The organism is Cytobacillus stercorigallinarum (genome assembly GCF_014836495.1).
GTDB classification, from domain to species: domain Bacteria; phylum Bacillota; class Bacilli; order Bacillales; family Cytobacillaceae; genus Cytobacillus; species Cytobacillus stercorigallinarum.
This window is the reverse complement of the sequence record NZ_JACSQT010000018.1, coordinates 1-24,265: the sequence shown is the minus strand read 5'-3', so window position 1 is coordinate 24,265 and position 24,265 is coordinate 1. Positions and strand designations below refer to the sequence as shown.

Annotated in this window: 26 protein-coding genes; 8 read left to right on the top strand and 18 right to left on the bottom strand. The window is 36.2% G+C overall.

The annotated features are described in order from the left end of the window. Nucleotides 1–19: 19 nt before the first annotated feature. A complete protein-coding gene (mutY, locus tag H9655_RS20915; RefSeq protein ID WP_191817170.1) occupies nt 20–1,132 on the bottom strand; it encodes an A/G-specific adenine glycosylase in 1,113 nt (370 codons plus the stop codon). Nucleotides 1,133–1,218: 86 nt separating this feature from the next. On the opposite strand from mutY, the gene H9655_RS20910 reads away from it, so the two are divergent. Beyond that, the gene (locus H9655_RS20910; protein ID WP_191817169.1) at nt 1,219–2,199 is read left to right on the top strand and encodes a metal-dependent hydrolase; all 981 of its coding nucleotides are present in this window, start codon (nt 1,219–1,221) and stop codon (nt 2,197–2,199) included. Nucleotides 2,200–2,272: 73 nt separating this feature from the next. Here H9655_RS20910 and H9655_RS20905 read toward each other — a convergent pair whose 3' ends face one another. Continuing rightward, nucleotides 2,273–2,542, bottom strand: a complete 270-nt coding sequence (locus tag H9655_RS20905) for a YfhJ family protein (protein ID WP_191817168.1) — start codon at nt 2,540–2,542, stop codon at nt 2,273–2,275. Nucleotides 2,543–2,662: 120 nt separating this feature from the next. Here H9655_RS20905 and H9655_RS20900 point away from each other — a divergent pair, with 120 nt between their 5' ends. Together H9655_RS20900 and H9655_RS20895 are read left to right on the top strand one after the other, a co-directional pair. Then, nucleotides 2,663–2,833 carry a small, acid-soluble spore protein K gene (locus H9655_RS20900; RefSeq protein ID WP_191817167.1) on the top strand — a complete coding sequence of 57 codons (171 nt, stop codon included), beginning with the start codon at nt 2,663–2,665 and terminating at the stop codon, nt 2,831–2,833. 19 nt (nt 2,834–2,852) lie between these two features. Continuing rightward, nucleotides 2,853–3,011, top strand: coding sequence for a YpzG family protein (locus tag H9655_RS20895; RefSeq protein ID WP_191817166.1), 159 nt, complete (start codon nt 2,853–2,855; stop codon nt 3,009–3,011). Nucleotides 3,012–3,046: 35 nt separating this feature from the next. Here the strand turns inward: H9655_RS20895 and H9655_RS20890 are convergent, their stop codons facing one another. Next, on the bottom strand, nt 3,047–3,373 hold the full coding sequence (locus H9655_RS20890; protein ID WP_191817165.1) for a YfhH family protein: 327 nt from the start codon (nt 3,371–3,373) through the stop codon (nt 3,047–3,049). Between the two features lie 15 nt (nt 3,374–3,388). Then, nucleotides 3,389–4,198 carry a recombination regulator RecX gene (gene recX / locus H9655_RS20885; protein ID WP_191817164.1) on the bottom strand — a complete coding sequence of 270 codons (810 nt, stop codon included), beginning with the start codon at nt 4,196–4,198 and terminating at the stop codon, nt 3,389–3,391. Between the two features lie 102 nt (nt 4,199–4,300). On the opposite strand from recX, the gene H9655_RS20880 reads away from it, so the two are divergent. Further along, nucleotides 4,301–5,212, top strand: a complete 912-nt coding sequence (locus H9655_RS20880) for a TIGR01777 family oxidoreductase (RefSeq protein WP_191817163.1) — start codon at nt 4,301–4,303, stop codon at nt 5,210–5,212. Between the two features lie 174 nt (nt 5,213–5,386). Here H9655_RS20880 and H9655_RS20875 read toward each other — a convergent pair whose 3' ends face one another. Continuing rightward, on the bottom strand, nt 5,387–5,527 hold the full coding sequence (locus H9655_RS20875) for a hypothetical protein (protein ID WP_191817162.1): 141 nt from the start codon (nt 5,525–5,527) through the stop codon (nt 5,387–5,389). An 80-nt stretch (nt 5,528–5,607) separates the two neighbouring features. Between H9655_RS20875 and H9655_RS20870 the strand changes: the two genes are divergently transcribed. Continuing rightward, the gene (locus H9655_RS20870; RefSeq protein WP_191817161.1) at nt 5,608–5,736 is read left to right on the top strand and encodes a YfhE family protein; all 129 of its coding nucleotides are present in this window, start codon (nt 5,608–5,610) and stop codon (nt 5,734–5,736) included. 68 nt (nt 5,737–5,804) lie between these two features. Here the strand turns inward: H9655_RS20870 and H9655_RS20865 are convergent, their stop codons facing one another. Next, entirely contained in the window at nt 5,805–7,622 is a 1,818-nt protein-coding gene (locus H9655_RS20865) for an ABC transporter ATP-binding protein (protein ID WP_318245529.1), read from the bottom strand. Then, nucleotides 7,612–9,342, bottom strand: coding sequence for an ABC transporter ATP-binding protein (locus H9655_RS20860; protein WP_191817160.1), 1,731 nt, complete (start codon nt 9,340–9,342; stop codon nt 7,612–7,614). The genes H9655_RS20865 and H9655_RS20860 overlap by 11 nt, the downstream gene beginning before the upstream one ends. Before the next feature lie 368 nt (nt 9,343–9,710). Here H9655_RS20860 and H9655_RS20855 point away from each other — a divergent pair, with 368 nt between their 5' ends. Next, nucleotides 9,711–10,544 (top strand): squalene/phytoene synthase family protein, encoded by an 834-nt coding sequence (locus H9655_RS20855; protein WP_191817159.1) that lies wholly within the window; start codon nt 9,711–9,713, stop codon nt 10,542–10,544. 44 nt (nt 10,545–10,588) lie between these two features. Here H9655_RS20855 and H9655_RS20850 read toward each other — a convergent pair whose 3' ends face one another. The 8 genes from H9655_RS20850 to H9655_RS20815 all read right to left on the bottom strand — a co-directional run bounded on the left by H9655_RS20850 (nt 10,589) and on the right by H9655_RS20815 (nt 16,683). Further along, nucleotides 10,589–10,900, bottom strand: coding sequence for a DMT family transporter (locus H9655_RS20850; RefSeq protein WP_191817158.1), 312 nt, complete (start codon nt 10,898–10,900; stop codon nt 10,589–10,591). After that, complete coding sequence (locus tag H9655_RS20845; RefSeq protein WP_191817157.1) at nt 10,900–11,253, bottom strand: DMT family transporter; 354 nt, start codon at nt 11,251–11,253, stop codon at nt 10,900–10,902. The genes H9655_RS20850 and H9655_RS20845 overlap by 1 nt, the downstream gene beginning before the upstream one ends. A 15-nt stretch (nt 11,254–11,268) precedes the next feature. After that, the gene (locus H9655_RS20840) at nt 11,269–11,850 is read right to left on the bottom strand and encodes a TetR/AcrR family transcriptional regulator (RefSeq protein ID WP_191817156.1); all 582 of its coding nucleotides are present in this window, start codon (nt 11,848–11,850) and stop codon (nt 11,269–11,271) included. Between the two features lie 340 nt (nt 11,851–12,190). Further along, nucleotides 12,191–12,901 (bottom strand): ABC transporter ATP-binding protein, encoded by a 711-nt coding sequence (locus H9655_RS20835; protein WP_191817155.1) that lies wholly within the window; start codon nt 12,899–12,901, stop codon nt 12,191–12,193. Beyond that, entirely contained in the window at nt 12,894–13,667 is a 774-nt protein-coding gene (locus H9655_RS20830; RefSeq protein WP_191817154.1) for an ABC transporter ATP-binding protein, read from the bottom strand. Before H9655_RS20830 ends, H9655_RS20835 begins: the two co-directional genes overlap by 8 nt. Beyond that, nucleotides 13,639–14,616 carry a branched-chain amino acid ABC transporter permease gene (locus tag H9655_RS20825; RefSeq protein WP_191817153.1) on the bottom strand — a complete coding sequence of 326 codons (978 nt, stop codon included), beginning with the start codon at nt 14,614–14,616 and terminating at the stop codon, nt 13,639–13,641. Before H9655_RS20825 ends, H9655_RS20830 begins: the two co-directional genes overlap by 29 nt. Nucleotides 14,617–14,631: 15 nt before the next feature. Continuing rightward, nucleotides 14,632–15,507: a branched-chain amino acid ABC transporter permease gene (locus H9655_RS20820; RefSeq protein WP_191817152.1), complete on the bottom strand. Its 876-nt coding sequence runs from the start codon at nt 15,505–15,507 to the stop codon at nt 14,632–14,634. Between the two features lie 30 nt (nt 15,508–15,537). Beyond that, a complete protein-coding gene (locus H9655_RS20815) occupies nt 15,538–16,683 on the bottom strand; it encodes an ABC transporter substrate-binding protein (protein ID WP_191817151.1) in 1,146 nt (381 codons plus the stop codon). A gap of 385 nt (nt 16,684–17,068) precedes the next feature. On the opposite strand from H9655_RS20815, the gene putP reads away from it, so the two are divergent. Together putP and H9655_RS20805 are read left to right on the top strand one after the other, a co-directional pair. Continuing rightward, nucleotides 17,069–18,538, top strand: a complete 1,470-nt coding sequence (gene putP, locus H9655_RS20810; protein ID WP_191817150.1) for a sodium/proline symporter PutP — start codon at nt 17,069–17,071, stop codon at nt 18,536–18,538. Between the two features lie 441 nt (nt 18,539–18,979). After that, on the top strand, nt 18,980–20,257 hold the full coding sequence (locus H9655_RS20805) for a PucR family transcriptional regulator (protein ID WP_191817149.1): 1,278 nt from the start codon (nt 18,980–18,982) through the stop codon (nt 20,255–20,257). 65 nt (nt 20,258–20,322) lie between these two features. On the opposite strand, the gene H9655_RS20800 is transcribed toward H9655_RS20805, so the two are convergent. The 3 genes from H9655_RS20800 to H9655_RS20790 are packed head-to-tail and all read right to left on the bottom strand — an operon-like array spanning nt 20,323 to nt 23,948. Beyond that, the gene (locus tag H9655_RS20800; protein WP_191817148.1) at nt 20,323–21,498 is read right to left on the bottom strand and encodes an amidohydrolase; all 1,176 of its coding nucleotides are present in this window, start codon (nt 21,496–21,498) and stop codon (nt 20,323–20,325) included. Continuing rightward, a complete protein-coding gene (locus tag H9655_RS20795) occupies nt 21,482–22,726 on the bottom strand; it encodes a Zn-dependent hydrolase (protein ID WP_225230792.1) in 1,245 nt (414 codons plus the stop codon). Before H9655_RS20795 ends, H9655_RS20800 begins: the two co-directional genes overlap by 17 nt. Before the next feature lie 31 nt (nt 22,727–22,757). Next, the gene (locus H9655_RS20790; protein ID WP_191817146.1) at nt 22,758–23,948 is read right to left on the bottom strand and encodes a hypothetical protein; all 1,191 of its coding nucleotides are present in this window, start codon (nt 23,946–23,948) and stop codon (nt 22,758–22,760) included. Between the last annotated feature and the right edge of the window lie 317 nt (nt 23,949–24,265).

The following is a 24,265-nucleotide window of genomic DNA, read 5'->3' as shown; positions in this document are numbered from 1 at the left end:
TGTGTTATGATTGACAATCTCATTCATCCGCTAATACCTTACCCTTATGCTGCATATACTGCATGAACATTTTTTGATGGGAGACGGGGAATGGATATTTTTTTATATCTTCTAAAGGTACTAACTTTACATTGTCTGTTTCGGTCACTGAATGAATTTCACCTTCATACAAATTGATATGCCATGTAAGATGCGTAAACACATGATCGAGCTGACCAATCCGCTGATTTATTTTTACATGCGTATCGTATGACTTCGATAATTGATTTTGGAGTTGCTGTTTATCTGATTCGATTTGAAGGTGAATTTCTTCATTCGGAAACTCCCATAGATTGGCTAATAATCCTTTGTTTGATCTTTTGCGGATTAATAGCTCACCCTTACTATTAGCGAGAATAGCGGATGCAATCTGTACATGCTTATTTTTCGCCTTTTTTGTTTTTACAGGTAATTCCGCTTGCTTACCTTCATAAAAAGCATGACAATGATCCCTCACCGGGCATAATAAGCAAGAGGGGGAAGTTGGTGTACATATGAGGGCACCTAACTCCATTAAAGCTTGATTGAAATACGATGGGTTGTCATGAGAAATTAACTCTCTTACTGCTGCTTCAAAAATTTTACGCGAAGAAGCTTTAGCAATATCATTCTCGATCATGAGAATACGCGAAAGAACACGCATCACGTTGCCATCAACTGCAGGTTCTGGCTCGCCATAAGCAATACTTAATATCGCACCAGCAGTGTAAGGGCCAACCCCTTTTAATGCAGAAATATCCTTAATATTGTTAGGTACGACACCGTCATACTGTTCATGTACTTCTCTTACTGCAGATTGTAAATTTCTTGCCCTTGAATAATAACCAAGACCTTCCCAAAGTTTCAGCACCTTTTCTTCTTCCGCTTCTGCAAGATCTTTTACTGTAGGAAATGCCTCCATAAAACGTAAAAAGTATGGGATAACGGTGTCGACTCTTGTTTGTTGGAGCATTATTTCAGACACCCATACTTTATATGGATCTTTATCCTTTCTCCATGGTAGGTCTCTTTGCTCTTTTTCAAACCAAGATAATAAATCCTGTTGAAATGCATAAATATCTATAGGATTATCTTTTAGTTGAGAATTGTTCATTTTTTTTAACCTCCATGATTTGAAACTATGTTAATTAGGGAATATACTAAATAAAATGTTAAAAACAAAAAGGAGGAATTCCTCTTTTGGATACTGGAACTCACGTAGTCATGGGACTCGCGCTCGGAGGACTTGCAACACTTGATCCCGTTGTTGCCAATAGTTCAATAACCGCGGCAAGTGTAATGGTCGGCACAATTATAGGTTCACAAATACCAGATATCGATACCATATTAAAATTAAAAAATAACGCTTCATATATTAGAAACCACCGGGGTGTTACTCATAGCATTCCAGCCGTGATACTTTGGCCATTACTTATAACAGGTGGAATTTTTTTATTTTTTCCGGAAACAAATCTTTTTCACCTTTGGTTATGGACCTTTATAGCTGTATTTTTACATGTATTTGTCGATATTTTTAACGCCTATGGTACACAAGCTTTAAGGCCATTTTCATCAAGATGGGTAGCATTAGGTATGATAAATACATTTGATCCGTTTATCTTTGCCTTGCATGTGTTCGGTTTGTTTCTGTGGATATTCGGAATGGACCCAGGGTATACATTCCTAGTTATTTATTGTATTTTATTTATTTATTATGTCTTCCGTTATTTTGCTAAGAAATCCGTTGAAGCGAAAATTCGCAAGCTCATCCCTGACGCAACAGAAATCATTATATCACCAACTATGAAATACAACCAATGGCGAATTGCTATAAAAAATAAAGATAGCTTTTTTGTTGGACGCGCCCTTAGAGGTCAAGTTCGTATTGTCGATCAATTTAAGCGAGTACCTATACCAAACACGGCTATTTTTAACGCAGCAACGAAAGATAAGAATATTTCTGCTTTTCTTTCCTTTTCTCCTGTGTATAGATGGGAAATTGAAACAATCGAAAATATTGTGGAAATAAGATTTATCGATTTAAGGTATCGTAGCAATGAATATTATCCATTTGTTGCTGTTGCCCATTTAGACAAGGATTTAACGATCATTAACTCATATACTGGCTGGATATTTAGTGAGGAGAAATTGAAGAAGAAATTAGATATTATCACAAATTAAAAAGTAAAAGTGCAAACAACATAAAAGAGCTCCCCCATATGCGCCTATCAAACCCGGTGGAGCTCTTTTTGCCTTAATTCATTTTATTTTTATCTTCATCAAGTAAATGTTTATATTTTGGATTTTTTGCGATAAACTCATGTAATTTAGCACCATGATTTTCAATCCATTGGCTGACTACTTTTGCAGTCATCTCTTCACCTTGATATTTCTTACCTGCCTTCGCATAAGTCGCTTCAAAATCCTCCCAAAGCAATTCAATCCATGTTCTGGCAATGTGAACAGACAATTGATTATTTATCTCCAATAAACGATTGAGAAGTTTATTTTGAAATTCATTCATCTTTTACCCTACTTCCAATTTATTTTTTTCGTGTGTGAAATACGTATTTGCTTATACTAATGAATAGGCGAAGTTGAATAAAGACGCTTCGCAAATAACTTTAGAAATGAGGCAAATACGATGCGTAATAAAGCCGCTCATTTCCCTAATCAGAATCACAATAAATTTGACGGTGAACCACGTGCCAAAGCTGCGTTTGCTTCCAAAAGAGCAGATGGAACGACACAAACACAGCCACAGGAACGGATGAAGGCATCATCAAATCGCAATAGCAATACAACTGATTTTTAAACTTAGGGGGTTAATTTACATGGTAAACAAAAAAGAAATCTTTGGTGAAAACGAATTTAACAGTCCGTTTGCATCCGGACATTTCAATCCGAAAAAAGCACATTACCAAGTAAATGGAGAAACAAAACCAACGCAAAGTCTTATTAAGCTCAAGCGGACTTTACAAAAAACCCCTTAACAATGAAAGAGGATGATAAATACGTCATCCTCTTTTTAAAGATTTTTCAACTTGCCTAGCATTGCAATTGGCAATGCCTCTTGCTCTTTATCTCCACCTAAGCGATAGCCCCAAGCAAAAACTCCATTCATATAATCGATTTTAAAGTAAGAGCCTGGATCTCCCTCTATTTCATATATCTCATCTGCAATAAAGTCGTCAGGATTGAGTAAATAGGACTTAGCCATCACTGTTTTTCTTTCTAAAACAGCGAACTCATTAACCATGCCTAATTGCTCAGCTTTTCTAGATTTTTCTCTTAATTGAGCAATTTCTTGTTTTAGCTCATATTCACTCAATTGGCTATATCTTTTTTCTTGCATAGTAAAAAGACCTCCTCATACATCTTTATTTTCTTTTAAATAGGCATCAATTAAATGCAAAGGAAACCCTTTTCGAAATAACGCTTGCTTTAATTTTTGCTCATAGATGAATGGTTCTTCATGATTATATTTTCTACTTAATTTTTCAGCTTGACGCACCAGAGCACTCATTTCCTCATCATCGTCTTTCTCTAATTGTATTTCTTCAAGTGCCAACTGAATCATATCATAACTGAAGCCTTTTCTCGTTAACATTTGCTCTATTTTTTGTTGCATCATTCTTGAGGAATCTTTTTTATATTTAAGCGTATATTTCTGACAAAGAGAAATGGCTGTTTCAACTTGTTCTTCTTTTGGGTATAGTTCTATCACATCTTGTATGATTTTTTCAGCTATACCTTTATCTTTCAATTCATGTTTTATTATATTTGGACCTTTATCTGTCGTATTCTTTTGTGTCCTCACATAGGCAATAGCGAATTCTTCATCATTCAAAAATTGGTATTGATATAATTTATGGATCACTTCATCAATCAAGTCAACAGCATACTCTTTCTTGATTAAATGTGTACGAACTTCACCTTCTGAACGCATTCTACTAGAAAGATAATGGATGGCCGTATTGTACGCCTTTCTAATTTCATCTTGGAATTGAATTTCTCCGATGAGTAAGGAATCAATCTCTTTCCCTTTTTTCATATTATATTTAATTAACACATCTTCATCCACACTGAAGGCATACGTCTCTCCATGCTCACTGTCCGTATAGATATTGTAGCGATCTTTATTTTTCTTTTGAATCGTAATTTTAGTAATTGTAGGCATATCCTCACCTCACTTTAACTTTACCATAAAAAAACAGGTTTTAATCCACTTTTCATTGAATTCAATTAGAAAATAGAAGAGAGTTTGTTGGGAGGGGTCAACATGAAAATTGCTATAACAGGCGGAACGGGCTTTATTGGACAAAAACTAACTGACCAATTGTTACAAGAAAATCACCAAGTTTATATCCTTACGAGAAATAACGCAAAGAAGCAAGATAGACAAGGTCTCCACTTTGTTCAATGGTTAAATGAAGGGGATGAACCAGAAGAAATGCTAGAAGGAATAGATGTCCTCATTAATTTAGCTGGGGAATCAATCAACAGTGGTCGTTGGACTGAAGAAAGAAAGAGAAGAATATACCATAGTCGAATGCATACGACAAATGAAGTTATTCGCCTAATCGATCATCTAAACGAAAAGCCATACACCCTTATTAATGCAAGTGCTGTAGGTTATTATGGCACATCTGATAAGCGTACATTTGACGAGGGAAGTCCTTATTCTGGTGAAGATTTTTTAAGTACTGTCGTTAAAAACTGGGAGGATATAGCAAAAACTGCCGAAAAAGATTGGAATATACGCACGGTATGTTGTCGTTTCGGCATTATTCTCGATAAAAATGCAGGTGCATTACCTAAGATGGCCCTTCCTTATAAACTCTATGCTGGAGGTAGGATTGGTAGTGGTAACCAATGGCTTTCTTGGATTCATATTAATGATGTTATCTCCGCAATCATATATATGATTGAACATGAATCAATAGAAGGAGCCGTCAATTTTACTGCTCCAAACCCAGTAACAATGAATGAGTTTGGTCATACATTAAGCGCTGTGCTCCATAAACCACATTGGCTACCTGTTCCTTCATTTGCAGTAAAAGTTATTCTTGGTGAAATGAGTATGCTCGTAACTGAAGGGCAAAAAGTCATCCCAAATAAGCTTTTGAGCCATGATTATCCTTTTCATTTTACTCATTTAAAAGAAGCATTAGAAGATATTTATCAGCAGTAGCTATAATATTTGATGATACAAATAGATTAAAATAAAGAAGATACGTGACTCTTAAGTGTGATCACGCATCTTTTTTTGCGTAAATAGACCTTTTATTTCACCTTGTTTACTGTGATTTATTATTAACCAATTTTTTCTAATAGTGGTGGTTTATCCATTCGCCGTGGTTATCCGTTAAGTTAATTGTACTTTTTCGGGGGAAATTTCGAGGGCATGTTCTCTGCCGTTTCTTGCTGCCTTTTGCCGGTACTCTAAAGGCTCCTCTTTCACTTCTAAAAGCCAAAGCTTGTATGACCCTCTCCCCTTCTTCCCCATCTCTTACTTCCTTCGTATGTTACTCGTTAATATTGGGCAATCTATTAAAGTTTACTATTAATTAAGAAAGGGTGATTGTTATGGCAAATGATAAAAAGAAGAAAGAAAAGATCTTAAATGGTCTTTCTAGCATGCAAGAAGTTACATATGCAAAAGAATTTAAACGTGCGGATCGCGCAGCCAAAAACCCCCTTCAACAAAGACATTAATTTCTATTCGCTCAACTAAAAAAGATGCCAGTACACCAACCAAAAGATTGATGTTCCGGCATCTTTCCTTATACGCTTCTTTCTTTACTATTTTGCAATTGCTGATAGAAACCTTTTTCTTTCATCAATGAATGATGTGTACCCTCTTCTATTATTTTCCCACCTTTTAATACGTAAATTTTATCCGCATTTTGGATAGTGTTTAACCGATGAGCAATGACAAAACATGTTCGATTAACCATTAACTTTTGTAATGCTTGTTGAATCTTCACTTCTGTTACCGTATCAATATTACTTGTCGCTTCGTCTAAAATTAAAATCTTTGGTTGTGCCAAAAAAGCACGGGCGATACTAATTAATTGTTTCTGTCCTTGACTAATCCCGCTGCCATTAAAACTCAAATTCGTATCATACTGTTGTGGTAATTTCATAATAAATGAATGAGCATTTGCCTTGATTGCAGCTTGAATAACATCCTCATCCGTTGCCTCAAGATGACTATAGCGGATATTATCTTTGACAGTCCCTTGAAAAAGAAACGAATCTTGCAGAACAAAGCCCATATGGGACCGTAAGCTCTCTTTATGTATTGTTGAGATGTCACGATTATCTAACAATATTCTCCCACTACTCACTTCATAAAAACGACTGATAAGTTGAATTATGGTTGTTTTACCAGCGCCTGTTGGACCTACTAAAGCAACAGTATCACCAGGACGGGCTTCAAGACATATATCGGAAAGTATTTCTTTATCTTCCCCGTAAGTAAATGACACATGATTAAAAATGACCTCACCATTGATATCTTCAAGCTTCTGCTTATCTTTTTCGCTCGCCAATTCATCCTTCTCATCAATGAGCTCAAAAACTCTTTCAGCTCCAGCAATGGCAGATAATAACGTATTAAATTGATTGGCTAAATCATTGAGTGGTCTTGTAAATTGGCGAGAATACTCCGTAAAAACAACAATTGTGCCAATACTCACTGCACCATTTAATGCGAGTATCCCACCAATCGCAGCGATGACAGCAAAGCTGAAATTATTCAATAAATGCATCAATTTAGGAATAAACCCGGAGAATGTTTGAGCCCAAAATCCAGAAATTCTTAGGTTTTCTGCTTTATGCAAAAAATCATCCATCACTTTTTCTTCTTGTGAAAACATTTTGATTAATTTCTGTCCAGAAATAGATTCCTCAATATAGCCATTCATTTCTCCTAAGTTTTTTTGCTGCTCTTTAAACAACACACTTGTGCGCTTCGTAATCCATTTCATTCCATAGAACATCATTGGGATGATTAAAAGAGTGAGAATTGTTAGTAGCGGACTCAACCATAACATGACTGCAATCGTACCGATGAGTGTGAAAACACTAGAAATGATTTGGATAATTGAACTATTTAAAGTCGCACTAACATTTTCAATATCATTCGTAATCCTACTCATCAATTCACCAAGTTGTCTTTTGTCAAAAAAAGCGACAGGTAAGCGGTGTATTTGCCTGAATAGATCTGCACGCATATTGAATACAGTATCTTGAGACACACCAATCATCCAATAGTTTTGTAGCCATAATGACAATGATTGAACGATATAAGTTACAAGTAAACCTAGTAATAACCAAGCGAAAACAATCGCTTCATTTTCTTCTAAAAAAGTATCTATTGTTATTCCTACTAAAAATGGACCAAGCAAAGACATCGCCGAACTAATGACAATCATAAAAAAGAGTAATAATAGCCGTATTCTATAGATTGCAAGGTAAGACCAAATTCTTTTAATAACCGCACCGAAGTCATTCGGCTTACGTTGCTTTTTCCTTCTATCATTTATTTGACTATGTAACTTTGGTTGTTTAAATGGGGCCATTATTTTAGTAAACACGATCCATAGCCCCCTGTTCTGACTGAGAATAAGCTATTTCACGATAAAGAGCAGATGTATTCATCAATTGATCATGTGTACCCTCTTCAATGATTTTCCCATCATCTATAAGCATAATTTTATCCGCTCTTTTGGCAGTACTTAATTTTTGTGTGACAATGAATAAAGTACATTTATATTCATCAATGGCATCCAATACTTTGGACTCTGTTTGCAAATCTAAGGCACTCGTACTATCATCTAGAATGAGGATATTAGGCTTTCTTATTAAAGCACGAGCAACAGATAATCTTTGCTTTTGACCTCCAGATAAATTAATTCCTTTTTGTCCTAATTTTGTTTCATAGCCATCTTTTAGATCAGTAATGGTTTCATGTATTTGCGCGTCTTTTGCCGCCGCTTTCATTTCGGATAAACTCGCGTCTGATTTACCCCATGCTAAGTTTTCTTCTACTGTACCACTAAATAAGATGGACTCTTGAGGGGTAAAGCCGATCCTCTTTCGTAAATCATCCATTTTAATATCTTTCAAATTCATACCATCCACATAAACTGCACCCTCAGTCGGATCATATAATCTAGGAATAAGTTGTAGAATAGAACTTTTACCCGCACCTGTACTACCCAAAATAGCGACAGTTTCCCCTGGACGAACATGAAAACTAATATCTTTTAATACATATGAAGACATCCCTGGGTACCTAAATGAGACATGCTCAAATGTAACCGCTCCTTTTAACTGTTCAAGGCTTTTGCCATCTTCTTCATCTTCTAAATCAATCTTCGCTTCAAGTACTTCTACAATCCGCTCCGATGAAGCACGAGCTCTCGAAAAAGCCATAATGATAAATGAAAACATCGAAAAGGCAGTAGTCATTCTCGTAGCATAATTAATAATTGAAACGACTTCCCCCACTTCTATATTTGTCGCTTGTAATTGTTCTCTGCCAATCCATAAAATAAAGATAATACAAACATTCATTATGAATAGTAAAGCAGGCATAGCTGCTTCCATCAATCTTAGGGCGCTTGCTGTTTGTTCCCTTAAGTTATTACTTACATTCGTAAACTTCTTTACTTCATGAGTTCTGCGGTTATACGCTTTAATCAATCTTAAGCCTATTAAACTCTCCTGCATGACATTATTGACTGTATCCAGTTTCTGTTGTACAGACCTGAACATCTTACCACCTTTAGTCATTACAACAACTAGGAAGACCACTACAATCGGTATGGTAATTAGAAATATAAGCGCTAACTGCCAATTTACTAGAACAGCTAATATAAGACTACCTATAATGAGCAAAGGAGCCCTTAACATAATTCTCAAGCCCATAAACACGATATTTTGCACTTGTGTCACATCATTGGTCATTCTTGTAATCAGGGAAGCGTGAGGAAAGGTATTAAAGTTGGTGAATGAAAAAGATTGCACCTTTTTCATTAATTTCTTTCGAATACTAAATCCTAAATTTTGTCCAACATACGCTGCATAATATGAGTTTGTAATTCCTGAAAAGAAGGCAATTAATGAGAGCACGAGCATCATACCTCCCCAATAAAGGACCACACTCATATCATTATTTAGAATTCCCTCGTCAATAATTTTGCCGATTAATAATGGTTGAAGCAATTCAACTGATAACTCAATAAGCATAAGTATTAATGCAATATATGCTGCGATTCGATAAGGTTTAATAAATTTGAGTATCTTTGTCATAGCTGTCCCCCAAACTAATACTTCGTTTAACTAAATAGATATGACCTATCATATACCTTTTTACATAATTTTTAAATAATTCATTCTGATTTTTATTTCTTTGATGTTATGTTAAAATTTTTTAGAGGTAGAGAACATTCATTTTTTCAAAAGATGTTCTTCATTTAAACATAATTTAACATACTTATCTTAATTATTTTTATTAATACTTACTAAGCATTAACCTATTATTCAATCATAAGGAATTTTTTAACTATATGATAAATTTCCTTTGTAATCCATATACTAACATGCATCAGGTGTATGTTATCAGAACATGGTAAAAAGTAACTTACTTTAAATTATAAAACTAAAGGATGCGATAAAAGGTGAAAAATACGAATCACGACCAATTACATAATGATGTTATTGAAACATTAAGAGAGACAAGCCGTACTTTTTTCATTCCAATCAGTTTATTAGTAACAGAGCTAAGAGAAACCGTTGCATCTGCTTACCTTTGTATGCGCGCTATTGATGAAATTGAAGATCATCCTGACTTGGAACCAGCTATCAAAAGCAAACTATTGCATGATATCGGTGACGCCCTTCAATCCGCTCAATACAGTAAAGAAATCTTTAATGAGATGTTCAAGCCATTTGAATACGAATTACCAGAAGTTACTCTTCGCCTATATGATTGGATTTCCTTCTGTCCAGATGAAATTAGAATAAAAGTAGTTGAGTCAACTGCAATCATGGCATCCGGAATGGGTGACTGGGTGGATAAAGATTGGCAGATACAATCAGAAGCGGACCTTGATCAATATACGTATACAGTTGCAGGATTAGTTGGTGTGATGTTAACCGACATATGGAAATGGTATGATGGAACTGAAGCCGATAAAGAGCTTGGAATTGGATTCGGTCGTGGACTTCAAGCTGTAAACATTTTAAGAAATTATAAAGAAGATGCAGAACGTGGTGTAAGCTTTTTCCCAGATAGTTATAGCCTAGACGATATGTTTGATTATGCGCATAAAAATCTATCTCTAGCTGACGAGTACGTAGCGAATATCGAGACAGAGACGATCGTGAATTTCTGTCAAATACCACTCTCACTTGCCCATGGAACATTAAAAGCGTTAGTCGACGGTCGAGAAAAAATGACTCGTGATGAAGTAAATGAAACTGTAAATAAAGTAATAAAGAAAACGTCATAATAAAAGGCAGCGACTAAAAGCTTCGCTGCCTTTTATTTTTACACCTAGGAGATTAATTTTAAGCCAATCGCTGCGCCTAAGATAAGCGCAATACAAACAAGTCTTTTCCATTCTCTCGGTTCATTAAAAACGACCATCCCTACTATCGCTGCTCCAACGGTACCTATTCCTGTCCAGATAGCGTAAGCAGTACCCATAGCAATATCCGTCATAGCAAATGAAAGTAAAGAAAAACTAATTGCAAATGATAAAGCAAGGAAAATAATAGATTTCCATTGCTTTTCAGCTACTTTCTTCAAATGGTATACACCGAGAACCTCAAAGCAACCTGCAATAACTAAGGCAATCCAGTACATTATTGAGATCCTCCTTTTTCAACATTCTCTACTGGTGCACGGTCAGATAATAACTTCAACCCGACTACACCCGCTAGAAGCATAATAATTAATAGTACTTTCATCAATTTAAATGGCTCTCCGAAAACAACCATTTCTACTATTACTGTACCTGCTGTACCTAAACCAGCAAATACTGCGTAAACTGTACCTACTGGTAAATGCTTCGTAGCAAGAATTAATATAATAAAACTTAACGTAATAATAATTCCAGTAGCAATCCATTCCAACGTGTTTTGAGCATATTTTAATCCTGATACCCAACCAACCTCTAACACACCTGCTAAAAGTACAAGTAACCAATGTCTAGTCATCTATACCCCTTCTTTCTAGTTGTTTATTGTTTGTACGCCTTTAAAGTATATCGGCCAGATAGCTCGAACCCTCCTGTAATAGCTGTCTTCTCCACTAAAAATAAGGTCAATAACAGCACCATCAACAATCGTAATATAAGCAAGTGCTTCATCCAGATACTTTTTTTCGTCATTTTCTACGCTCGAGTGTTTTCTCATATATTTTGCTAACAATCTTTCCATATCTGCAAAGAATGGATTGACTATTCTCATTACCTCATTATAAAGTTTCGCTGGAGGGAAGTAAGACACTCTCAGTAAAAATTTTGCATGTTCGTTATGCTTGTTTTCCTCGACAATCCAATCAAAAAAATAAACTAAATTCTCTTCTAATGAATAATTTTTTCTCGAAGCAAATAAGGTAATCATCTTCCGCTTTTCCTGCTGAAACACATAGTTTGCAACATGTAAAAACAAGTCATCTTTTCCTTTAAAATGAGCATATATCGACGGTTTCTTAATACCTACATCTGTGGCTATATCCTGTAAAGATGCTCCCTCATATCCCTTATCTGCAAAATGGACTAGCGCAACATCACGAATAAGTTCTGCACTCATCAATTATCACACTCCCTTAACTAACGACCGTTAGGTAGATTATTTCACAGGATAAAATGAAAGTCAATCAATACTTTCATTCCTTCACTTTTAATCGTCAACCCTCTTTGACCTTGTTTCACTTTTAATAGATACTACTCAAGTCCATTAACATCCATGAAGCCCATCTTCTCATTATCTCCAAATTCCTTTTTCATTTCGCTTCCAATTTATTGTCGCCTCTTTTTGATAAACCTCTACAAATATCAAACTGAGACAAATTTACAAACTAAAAAGACTAGCGGGACCGTTTTTTAACAGATCTCCTCTAGTCTTCTGATGTGGAGGTAATTACATCATCTTAACTTGATCTCTTTCCAAGATACGCTTCCATAATACGGGCATCACTTAATAATTCTGTTGCATTGCCACTTGCAACCATTTTCCCCGTTTCAAGCACATAACCTTTATCTGATATCTTTAGAGCTTGTCTCGCATTTTGTTCTACTAATAATACAGTCGTTCCTGATTGATTAATCTCTTTAATGATTTTAAAAATATCGGCCACAACAAGGGGAGCTAATCCCATAGAAGGCTCATCTAATAACAACAATTTCGGCCTACTCATAATTGCTCGAGCAATGGCAAGCATCTGCTGTTGGCCACCAGATAATGTCCCCCCAAGCTGCTTTTCACGTTCCTTCAAAATAGGAAAGCGCTCAAGCATTTTATTTAAATCTGAGTCTATCTCGGAATCTTTCCTATGATAAGCACCCATTTCTAAATTCTCTAGCACTGTCATACCTGCAAGAATCTGTCTTCCCTCAGGAACGAGGGCAATCCCCTTTCTTAAGAGCTGATCAGGACGTAACCCCGTTACATCTTCACCAAGAAAAGAGATCTTCCCTGCAGAAGGTTTTAATAATCCGGATACACTTTTCATTGTGGTTGATTTCCCAGCACCATTTGCCCCTAAGATGGTTACAATCGTTCCTTCTTCCACTTCTAGCGATACATCTTTTAACACTTGAATTTTCCCATAACCTGCATGAATACCACTAACTTCAAGCATATTGATCTTCCTCCTCCTTACCGAGATAAGCTTCAATTACTTCTGGGTGGTTCTGTATCTCAAGCGGAGTACCTTCTGCAATTTTTTTGCCAAAGTTTAATACAGCTATGCGATCACATAATTTCATCACAAGTGGCATATCATGTTCAATAATTAAAACCGTTATACCCTTCTGTTGAATCTTCTTAATTAAATCAAACAAATCACTTGTCTCAGTCTCGTTCATACCAGCTGCCGGTTCATCAAGCAGGAGTACTTTTGGCTCACTGGCAAGTGCGCGTGCAATCTCGAGTCGCCTTTGTTGTCCATAAGCGAGATTATCTGAAGTGAGATCAGAAAAAGTAGATAATCCGACAAAGTCTAAAAGTTCTTCAGCTATATCTTTAATTTTTGCTTCTTCTTTCTTTTGTGACACTGTACGAAAGACACTTTTTAATACCCCTGAACGAGTGCGGGAATGTTGCCCGACCATGACATTTTCTAGTGCCGACATTTCGGGAAATAAGCGGATATTCTGAAACGTCCGGCATATCCCTTTTTCAGTAATATGATGGGATTTCATCGTTGTTATATCTTCATCTTTAAAAGTAATTTGGCCTGAAGTTGGTGTAAACATGGACGTGATCAAATTGAACATCGTTGTTTTACCGGCTCCATTTGGCCCTATTAAACCAAAAATTTCTCCTTCATTTATTGAGAAGGTAACATCAGTCAAAGCACTTAATCCACCAAAATTTTTACATACTTTTGTGATTTCCAGTACCATGCTTCTGCCCCCTTTTTCTACCCTTTTTACTTAAAGCCTTCAATAATGGCACATCGATAAGTCCTTGTGGGCGGACAGCCATCATAATAATGATGATCAGTCCATAAATCATATAGCGATATTCACTAATAAACCTTAGCACTTCAGGCATTAATGTTAAGAAGAATGCTCCGAATATTGGACCCCAAATCACTTCACTACCACCGAACACAACAAAGATTAAAATTTCCACCGCACGATGATAGGCAAAATCGGCTGGGCTAATATAAGCAAGTATATGAGCATACATTGCACCCGCAAACCCGGCAACAAGTGCACCTTGCGCAAAGGCTAAAACTTTATAATAAGTGATATTGATACCCATTGATTCCGCAGCTTTTTCATCTAATTTAATCGCCGCAAAAGCTCTCCCCACTCTTGATTGGTGCTGTCTTCTGAAAAACCAAATCACAAAGATGGTAATTAATAATAGGAGGATAAAAATACTTAAAAATATAAATTGATTATTTTGTAATCCAATAGACATCGGTTGAAAGCCAAACCCTTGTAATGTTTTCAGTATTTCTCTACCTATATGAGGGATTCCTGATATACCTACTGAGCCATTCGTTAAGGTTTCCCAATTGACAAAAATAACACGAATAACTTCTCCAAAACCTAAGGTTACAATGGCTAAATAAACTCCCTGAAGCCTTAATGTTGGAATACCAATTAGTACTCCACATAAAGCGGCAACTAATGCACCGATGATAATACCGATAATAATAGGCAAATCAAAATGAATCGTTAATAGTGCTGATGTATAAGCGCCAATTCCCATGAAACCAGCATTCGCCAATGATAACTGTCCTGTTGATAAAGTTATATATACACTGATACCTAAAATAATATTAATTAAAATAAAGCAACCTACTTGTAAATAGTACGGATTAATTAATTCTGCTAGCATCCTGCGTTCACCTTCTTACGTTGATATTTTCTGGCCAAACAACCCTTGCGGCCGAATGAGAAGAATAATAATAATTGCTAAGAATGCAATAGCATCTCGATAGCCTGAATCTCCGTATACAACGATGAAGGTTTCCGCTAATCCTAAAATGAGGCCACCTAACATGGCACCTCTCACACTGCCCATTCCCCCAAGAATGATAATTGCTAAACCTTTTAAGCCCATTGATAGACCCATCTGCGGCGTTACTGAGTTAAAAGCCATGCCGACCAATATACCAGCTATTCCACCCATAGCTGAAGCAATGATCACTGTCATCAAAATGGTTTTTTTCGTATCGACACCTAAGAGACTCGCCGTTTCTAGATTTTCTGCCGTTGCTCTTAATGCTTTTCCAGCTCTGGTTTTACCTAACCAAAAGGTTAATACGAGCATTAACACGATAGAAATGACAAAAATAACGATTTGTACTAAATAAATGGTAATTGATCCAATTTGAAAACTGATTTCAGCAAAGCTTGTTCTGAATGGATGATTCCCTGCACCAAAAAGATGGTGTGATAAGTTCTCTAACAGAATAGAAACACCTATTGTACTTATTAGTGGAGCTAGATGTGATACACCTTGTTTATGCCTTAACGGTCTTAAAGCAAACCTCTCCAATAAGTAACCCATAATAGCCGTAATGATAATCGCACCTAGAAAAGCGACCCATAAGGGGGCATTTAATGTCGATGTAATCATTACTCCAATAAATGCCCCAAACATAAAGATCTCGCCATGTGCCATATTGATAATACCTAATACGCCAAATACTAAAGTAAATCCAAGGGCAACAATTGCATAAATGCTGCCCAATGTCAGTCCATTAATTAATTGTTCTATTAACACGGTGTCTCACCTTCTAACACATTTTTCTTCTTACTTAAATTCAACGAATTTTTCTTCTTCAATTACTAACACCGTAGGGTCCATTAATACATCTCCCTCTTCGTCAAAAGAGAAATTACCGAGAATTCCTTCAAAATCCTTTGTTTTAGCTAATGCATCTTTTACAGCATCACGATCTGAACTACCGGCATTTTTAAGTGCATCTGCTAAGATGTATAATGCGTCATAGGCTTGAGCAGCGAATTGATCTGGAACATGACCATGTTCCTCTTCAAATTTCGTAACAAATTCCTGTACTTTTTCATCTTCTTTTTCGCTATACCATGGTGTTGCTACTATCAACCCATTTGAAGACTTACCAGCAATATTGATAACTTCCGGAGAATTGAATCCGTTTCCACCAACAAATGGGACATCAATCCCCATTTTTCGTGCTTGGTCCATAATGACTGCCCCTTCGTTATAAAGCGCTGAAGCAAGAATTAAATCGGGATTCAAATTTTTAATCTTCGTTAATTGGGCATTATAATCCGATTGACCTTTTTGGAACGTTTCTGTCGTTAAAACTTCAAGTCCCATTTCTTCAGCTGTTTTTTTCATCGTGTCATAACCAGACTTTGTAAACACATCATCATTGCCATAAAGAATAGCGACTTTTTTTACATCATATTTGTCTACTGCCTTTTGCATTGATGCAGGAATAGCCAACGCTTCAGGAATAGAATTACGGAAAACATAATCGCCAATTTGAGGAATTCCCTCAGCAGTTGTAGACGTTCCGATAATCGGCACACCACTTAAGTCCGCTTCTGGTCCAACGACATTCATTTCTGTACTAAGTGTCGGCCCAATAATTGCTGTTACATTATCTGAGTTAATTAATTTTTGAGCAGCAGTTAAGGCTTGGTCTTGCTTACCTGCTGAATCTTCAAAGATTAGGTTGATTTTCACATCACCTTTTGCATTTATTTCTTCCTGTGCTAACTTTAAACCGCCTTGTATCGCTTCACCATATGCAGCACCTGAGCCAGTTAAGAAGGAGACCACACCAATATCTGCTTCTACTTTTCCACCTTCGCTACCACTTGTCTGATCCCCACTATTACCGCAAGCAGAAAGTAATAACATACTAGATACCGCAGCTACTCCTACGAATTTTTTTAATACTTGTCTCATTTTATTAGCCCCCCAGAGAGTAAAAACTTTAAAACTATATTACTATTAAAATATAAATATATTGCATTGTAAATAAAATATTTAAAAAATTCTGTTAAGGAATTGCATTTATTTTCACTTCAGTCTTCTTGTCTGAAATAGACAAAAATATCAATAGATGATTGTATATAATATATATTGATATAGTTATTAGAAAAATATATGATTATAAAGATGAGTTATTGGGTAGTTACTATAATTGACTTTCTAAAAAAATCTCTGAGGGAATAGCATGATTATCATGTCTTTTTTTTATTGTCTTTTTGGTATAATAACGTCTCTCTTTTTTTGGAATGTTAATTACAGAACTAAATAAACAGATTATAGGGTTGAAAGGAGAAATATTATGGAAACGGGTGTTTTAATATCAATCACTATTTATATGATTGGTATGCTTTATATAGGATATTATTCCTATAAAAGAACAAAAAACTTAAATGATTATATGCTAGGTGGAAGAGATTTAGGACCATTAACCACTGCCCTTAGTGCAGGTGCTTCTGATATGAGTGGTTGGCTCGTAATGGGGTTACCTGGTGCAATGTTTGCTACCGGACTTAGTTCTGGTTGGATTGCTGTCGGACTAATCATTGGCGCATTATTAAACTGGGTATATGTTGCTCCTAGATTACGCGTTTATACTGAAATAGCAAATGATTCCATAACAATTCCAGGCTATTTGGAAAATCGCTTTGGCGAAAAAGCAAAAGTATTAAGAATGGTCTCAGGTGTAGTTATTCTTGTATTCTTTACTTTTTACGTATCATCCGGAATGGTGTCTGGCGGCGTATTATTTGAAAGCATATTTGGCATGAACTATCATACTGGCCTTTTAATTATTGCAGGTGTAACTATTGCATATACCTTGTTTGGTGGGTTCCTCGCTGTTAGTTTAACAGACTTAGTGCAGGGATTAATTATGGTTATTGCTCTTATTTTAGTGCCGATTGTGGCATTAATAGAAATTAATGGATTAGGAACGGCTATCGATACAGCAAGAGAAATTGACCCCGCCCTTCTAGATATTTTCCGCGGAACTTCTGTATTAGGTATTATCTCATTCTTAGCCTGGGGTCTTGGATATTTCGGACAGCCACATATTATTGTCCGCTTTATGGCGATTAGATCTGTTAAACAAGTAAAATCGGCTACATGGATTGGTATGCTATGGATGATTTTCTGTATTATCGGAGCAATGTTTATTGGTTTTGTTGGTATCGGGTTCTTCAATAACACGGCCTACACAATTGATGATCCAGAGACAGTATTCATCCTTTTAGGAGAAATATTATTCCACCCATTAATTACAGGATTTATCATTGCTGCTATACTTGCTGCAATTATGAGTACAGTATCTTCTCAATTACTCGTTACATCTAGTTCACTAACAGAAGATATTTATAATTCCTTCTTACGTAAATCAGCTACTGATAAGGAACTTGTATTAATTGGTCGTATCTCTGTCATGATCATTTCAATTATTGCCTTATGGATTTCTTGGGAGAAAAACTCAACGATTTTAGACCTTGTAGGTTATGCTTGGGCTGGTTTCGGTTCAGCATTCGGACCAATGATCTTATTAAGCCTATTCTGGAAACGAATGACTAGCTGGGGCGCTCTAGCAGGAATGATATTCGGAACAGCAACTGTGATCATTTGGTCTGCAGTCGGATTATCTGACACACTTTATGAAATGGTTCCTGGCTTCTTTATCAGTTTATTGGCAGTTATTATATTTAGTTTAATAACTTCTAAGCCTCCGAAGAAAGTAGAAGAGGATTTCGAGGAATACAAAAAAGCACTTAATCAACGATAACTCATATAAGAATCGAACCACTTAGGTTCGGTTCTTTTTTTGTGCAAATGGGAGTTTCTTATCATTGCAGAAACTCGATTGCACCGATAGTATGTCGTAAAAGAAAGGTACCCAACTTTGACTTCTGTAAAGAAAATTGTGAGTGATAGCAGAACAAATGTAGCAATGGATAATTGATGGCAGTTACAGTTAGATACTGTCTACATATCGTTTTGCACTTTTGCTTTTGAAAACCCTCAATAGCTAGCTTACTAAAACAATGTTTGATAAGTTTTCTTCTGTCAATCTTACCTATTGACTTAATACTCTTTTCTATACAACCATTCTCCTTACTTCAATCCGTTGCTCGAGAACGATATCGGAAGCTTGGATAACAACATTTTTTTTTATATAATATTGAATATGTGACCTTATGACCATTGAACGAGGGAAGTGCAAATTTTGGATTATGAATTAGATCGAATTGAATCTTCTACCAATATAGAAGAGATTGCGGAAATCATCAGTATTCAATTAAGAAAACCAATTGTGATAGAAGATGCACAATTTTCATTAATAGCCTATAGTTCTTATTTCACTGAAGATTATGATGAAGTGAATAAGCAAACGATTTTCAATAAGCAATGGCCTGTTTCAATTTTTGAGCGTTTAAGTGATGAAGGTATCGTGGATCAACTTTCTCATTCAAAAAAGCCGTTTCGTATAAAAGCTTTCAAGGATATTCAAATGAATAAGCGTGTGGTAGTATCAGCCATTTATAAAAATGAGACATACGGCTATATATGGGTTCAGGAAACTCCGCCTAAATTGAAAGAAAAGGAATTGACATTCTTAAAAGCCGCTTCCTCTCATATTGGTTTTCTACTTAATAGAGAGCGAATTGCAAAAGAGGGAAAAGTGGAAGAAGACCATTATTTTTATGAAAAAGTCATAGAAGATTCCTTTCAAACAAAACAGCAACTGAAAGTAGAAGCTGCGACAGCAAATGTGACTATACCGAAATCATTTGTAGTAACAGTTTTTAAGGTAGAAGAAGGCGATGAGAAAAATTTTGATGACATCATTAATACGGTTAGACTATCTGTAAACAATATGACTCAATCAGCATATATTTTCTTTTACCATTTAGAAATGATTGTCTTACTAGCATCTCATGAGCAAAATGATCAAACATTGATTGATAATGCTGAATTGCTTACATTAACAGTAAGGACACAATACGAGTCAAGTACGCTCGTCGTGGGCATCGGAAATGAGTATACCTCCATTTATAAACTGCGTCAAAGTTACACAGAAGCATTAGAAGTGATTCAAACTTCTATGTTTTTTAATAAGGAACAATCACTTCCTGTAAGATATAATAAGTTAAAAACTTTACGCTATTTAGCTATTATTGAACAGCATAATAAACAAACGAATTATACAAATGAAGATATATTAATCCTTTTAAAAAAGGATGATCAAAGCCATACGAACTATATTCAAACACTTGAAATCTATCTCTTAAATAATTGTCGGCTAAAACCTACTGCTGACGAGTTATTTATTCACGAGAACACGCTTAAATATCGCTTGAAAAAGATTCAACAACTAACAACGATTGATTTCAAAGATTTCAATACAAGATGTCAACTCTTTATTGACCTACAACTATTAAGACGAAAACAATCTATTGTAGAAGGTCACCAACTATCCAATGAAAACAAAGAAAAACGCTAACTGATTCTATAAAAAAAAAGAATAGGGACTGTCACTTGTTTGCCAGCCCCTATTAATGGTGTAGATTAGTCTCGTAATAAGTATGTCCATGCAAATTGTGCATAAAGCTCTGCACCCGTTACTAAAGCATCTTCATCTATATTAAACCTACCATGGTGATGTGCCCATTCGGTATCCTTATCCTTATTTCCACTCCCAACAAGCGCAAAGCTGCCCGGTGCGTAATCAAGGTAAAAACTAAAATCCTCTCCGCCCATTGTTGGTTTTTCATCGAAAAGGACATCAGTGCCAAAACAGTCTACTGCAACCTCTTGGACTAATGCCGCACTCTCCTCATGATTAATGACTGCTTGTGTCCCTCTAATATACTCAACCACTGCCTTGCCACCATATAGACCAGCCACATGATTTGCATAGTGAGTTAATTGCTCCTCTATGTGATCTCTAACTGCAGGTTCGAAACAACGTACTGTTCCTTCAAGTTTAGCATTCTCAGCAATGACATTAAATCTAGTTCCAGATTCAAGTTTTCCTACCGTTACTACTGCTCCTGCCTGCGGGTCAATTGTTCTAGAAACAATAGACTGCAAATTTATAACAAAGGAAGATGCCATCACTGTGGCATCAATACAATCATGCGGGATTGCACCATGTCCTCCTTGCCCTTGAAAAGCTACATGAAAAATATCAGCAGATGCAAATTGAGGACCCGCGGTACAAGCAATTTTATTTGTCTCCATTTGTGACCAAATATGAATACCGAACACATGATCAACCTCTGTCATTGCTCCTTGCTCTACCATTGCCAACGCACCTCTAGCAGCCTCTTCAGCTGGTTGAAAAATAAGGCGAACACTCCCCTTTAACTCTTCCTTCATAGTATTAAGAACATCTGCTGCTACTAAAAGCATTGCTGTATGAGCATCATGGCCACATGCATGCATTTTCCCTTCCACTTTAGATGCGTATGATAATTCTGTATTTAACTCTTCTACTGGTAGGGCATCAATATCCGCTCTTAACGCCACTTTTTTTCCAGGCTTACTGCCAGTAATTTCTGCGACAATGCCAGTCGGATTCATTCTCCTATAAGGAATTTGCAATTCTTCCAAGTAATTAGCAATAAACTCCGTTGTCTTTACTTCTTCCCATGATAATTCTGGTTCACTGTGAAACTTTCTTCTTAATTGAATCACTTCATTCGCTCTAGCGAGTATAGCCTCTTTAATATAGTTGTTCATGCTGGTTCGCCTCCGTGAGATGTTTTACTGCTTCAAATAGAACATAGACTGCCTTCTCAATATCATGATGATCTGACCATTCTTCTGGACAATGGCTTAATCCATCCTTGCTTGGAATAAATATCATAGCCGCCTTCGTTTGTTCTGCAAATACCATGGCATCATGTCCAGCCCCACTGAAAATCGATTGATAAGAGATTTCATGTTTTTGACATCCTTTTTTTAATTGCTGCTTCACTTCATCATCTAATATTGTTGGTGACATATATAATTGTTCGGCTATTGAAATGGAGATTTTCTCCTTCTTCCATTGACGAATAAAAGTTTGGGTATCGTTTAGCAAACTTTTCAAATTCGCTTCATCTGTTGACCTTAAATCAATCGTAAATGTAACTGATCCTGGAATAACGTTGGCTCCATTTGGATAGACTGATAGTTTACCAACTGTTGCGACGGTTCCCTCACCGTAAATTTCAGCTATAGTTGGTAACTTAGCAATAATCTGTGCTGCCACAACTAGTGCATCTGCCCGATCATTCATAGGTGTAGTGCCTGCATGTCCTGCCCTTCCCTGAATCGTAACTTCCAATTGCGATAAGCCAACAATTCCTTCCACAATCCCAATCGAAATTTTTTCTTTTTCTAAAATCGGTCCTTGTTCAATATGCAGTTCTAAATACGCCTTCATCGTCTCTTTGTCGCGCTTCTTTATGAGTTCTGGGTTCAAACCAATACTCTTCATCGCTTCAACTGTTGAAACTCCTTGTGAATCCGTCAACTCTCTAAATGTTTGGTCTGTAAGCTTACCTGTTATACTTCTTGACCCCATTAACCCGCCACCAAATCTTGACCCTTCTTCTTCTACTAGAGCAACAACTTCCAATGGATACTTAGGTTGAATGCCATTCTCTTGGAATAGTTTGGCCACTTCCAATCCAGCTATCACCCCAGCAGGGCCATCATAATTGCCACCATGTGGAACAGAATCAAAATGAGAGCCAATCAATACGCTTGGTCCATTTACCTCACCAGCTAACTTACCAAAAATATTCCCAACACCATCTTCCGATACAGTTAATCCGTAGTCTTTCATTACTTCCTTTAAGTAGTTTCTTGCTTGTAAATCTTCTTTGGAATACGTCATTCTTGTGGTACCATTTCCAGGCGTACTTGTATACTGACCCAATGTTTTTATATGTTGATCAATTCTAGCTAATACATTACTCAACATTCATCACTCCTTCATTTCCATTGCGAATTTATAAGAATTGCACAAATAGGCCTGCTAAAATAACCGAGACGATCGTGACAGTTATAAATCCGCCCACTAACATTGGAGGCAACATATGACTAGTGAGGATATTTCTTTCCTCTTCATCATCTGTTAAAGATTTAATTACTTCATTTGTAATAATGTAATCTGCTGGAAATCCGTATAATGCTGTTAAAGATACAGCAAAGGCCATCTCTTTACTCACCTTAAGAATTTTACCGACGATCATTGAGAAAATGTACATACCGATTACACCAATGACGATGGTTGCGATTAGGGGGTAAATAATTTCAAGCATCATACTTGGTGTTGCTTGCTTTAATCCATCAAAGATAAATAACATCAGTGCCATAATTGCGAAACCAAATCCATTTGCTTTCTGTAATGACTGCTTCTCTAAAAATCCTAATGTTGTGGCAATCACACCGAATAATAAACAGAGGACAAATGGACTAATGGAAACAACCGGTGCTAAAACGGTTGATACAAGGTAGGCAAAGAAAGCAACAATACCGAGACGGAAAAACTTAAAAAAGTCTGTATTGTACTTCTCAGGTAGCCATTTAAACAACTTTAATTCTACTTCTTCTGTTGTGGCTGCTGTCTCCTCAACAGTATCCTTCATCTTTAATTCACCTTTTCGGACTTGCTGTAGCAGCTTCTTCCCTTCCTTCTTTAAAACAAAAGATGTGAGCGGGTAACCAGCAAAACCTTGCATCACATAAATGACGATTGCAAAAACAGATAAAGTAACAAGTCCAGCATCGGCTGCGGCTTCTGACATCATTAAAGCAGAAACAACACCTCCTACTAGTGGAGGGATAGCGACAACCATTGTTTCAAAATCAAATAACAATACACCGATTGTAAATAGCAATACAATGATTCCTAGAATCCCCGATAACGCAATTAATACAGTTTTCCATTGCTTCTTTAATTCCTGCAGCGATAACAATGTTCCCATATTCGTAATCAATAAATACATCAATAAAGTCGCCACTGAAGAGGGGATTCCTGCCACCTCAACTATGTCTGACGGGAAAAACGTCCAATAACCAATGAGAAACAAAGATGCACATATAAACATGGATGGCACCCATGCCTTTGTTCTTGTAGCTACCATATCCCCAATAAATAAAATTCCAATCACGATTACAAAAGCCATTAACTGAGACATACATGCCACTCCTTTAAATTCGATTTTGATATTTTACAATAGTATCACGCTCCTTTTTAAATTAAAAGAACATTTTGTCTTTTATCATTATTTTTAATAATCTTTTTATTTGAAAGCGCTTTTATTTATATAAACTCACTTAAATACCATATAATTGTTAGCTATCTCATCACGTCTCTTTAGCATGAGTAAAGTGAAACAAATACAAAAAAAACATACCTTTGAATTAAAAAGGTATGTTCAGACCGTAGACAAACCCCACCTTTGCATTAAAGTGAAGGTGGGGTTTTCTGTTATTTTAAAAGATTTTTCTTCTT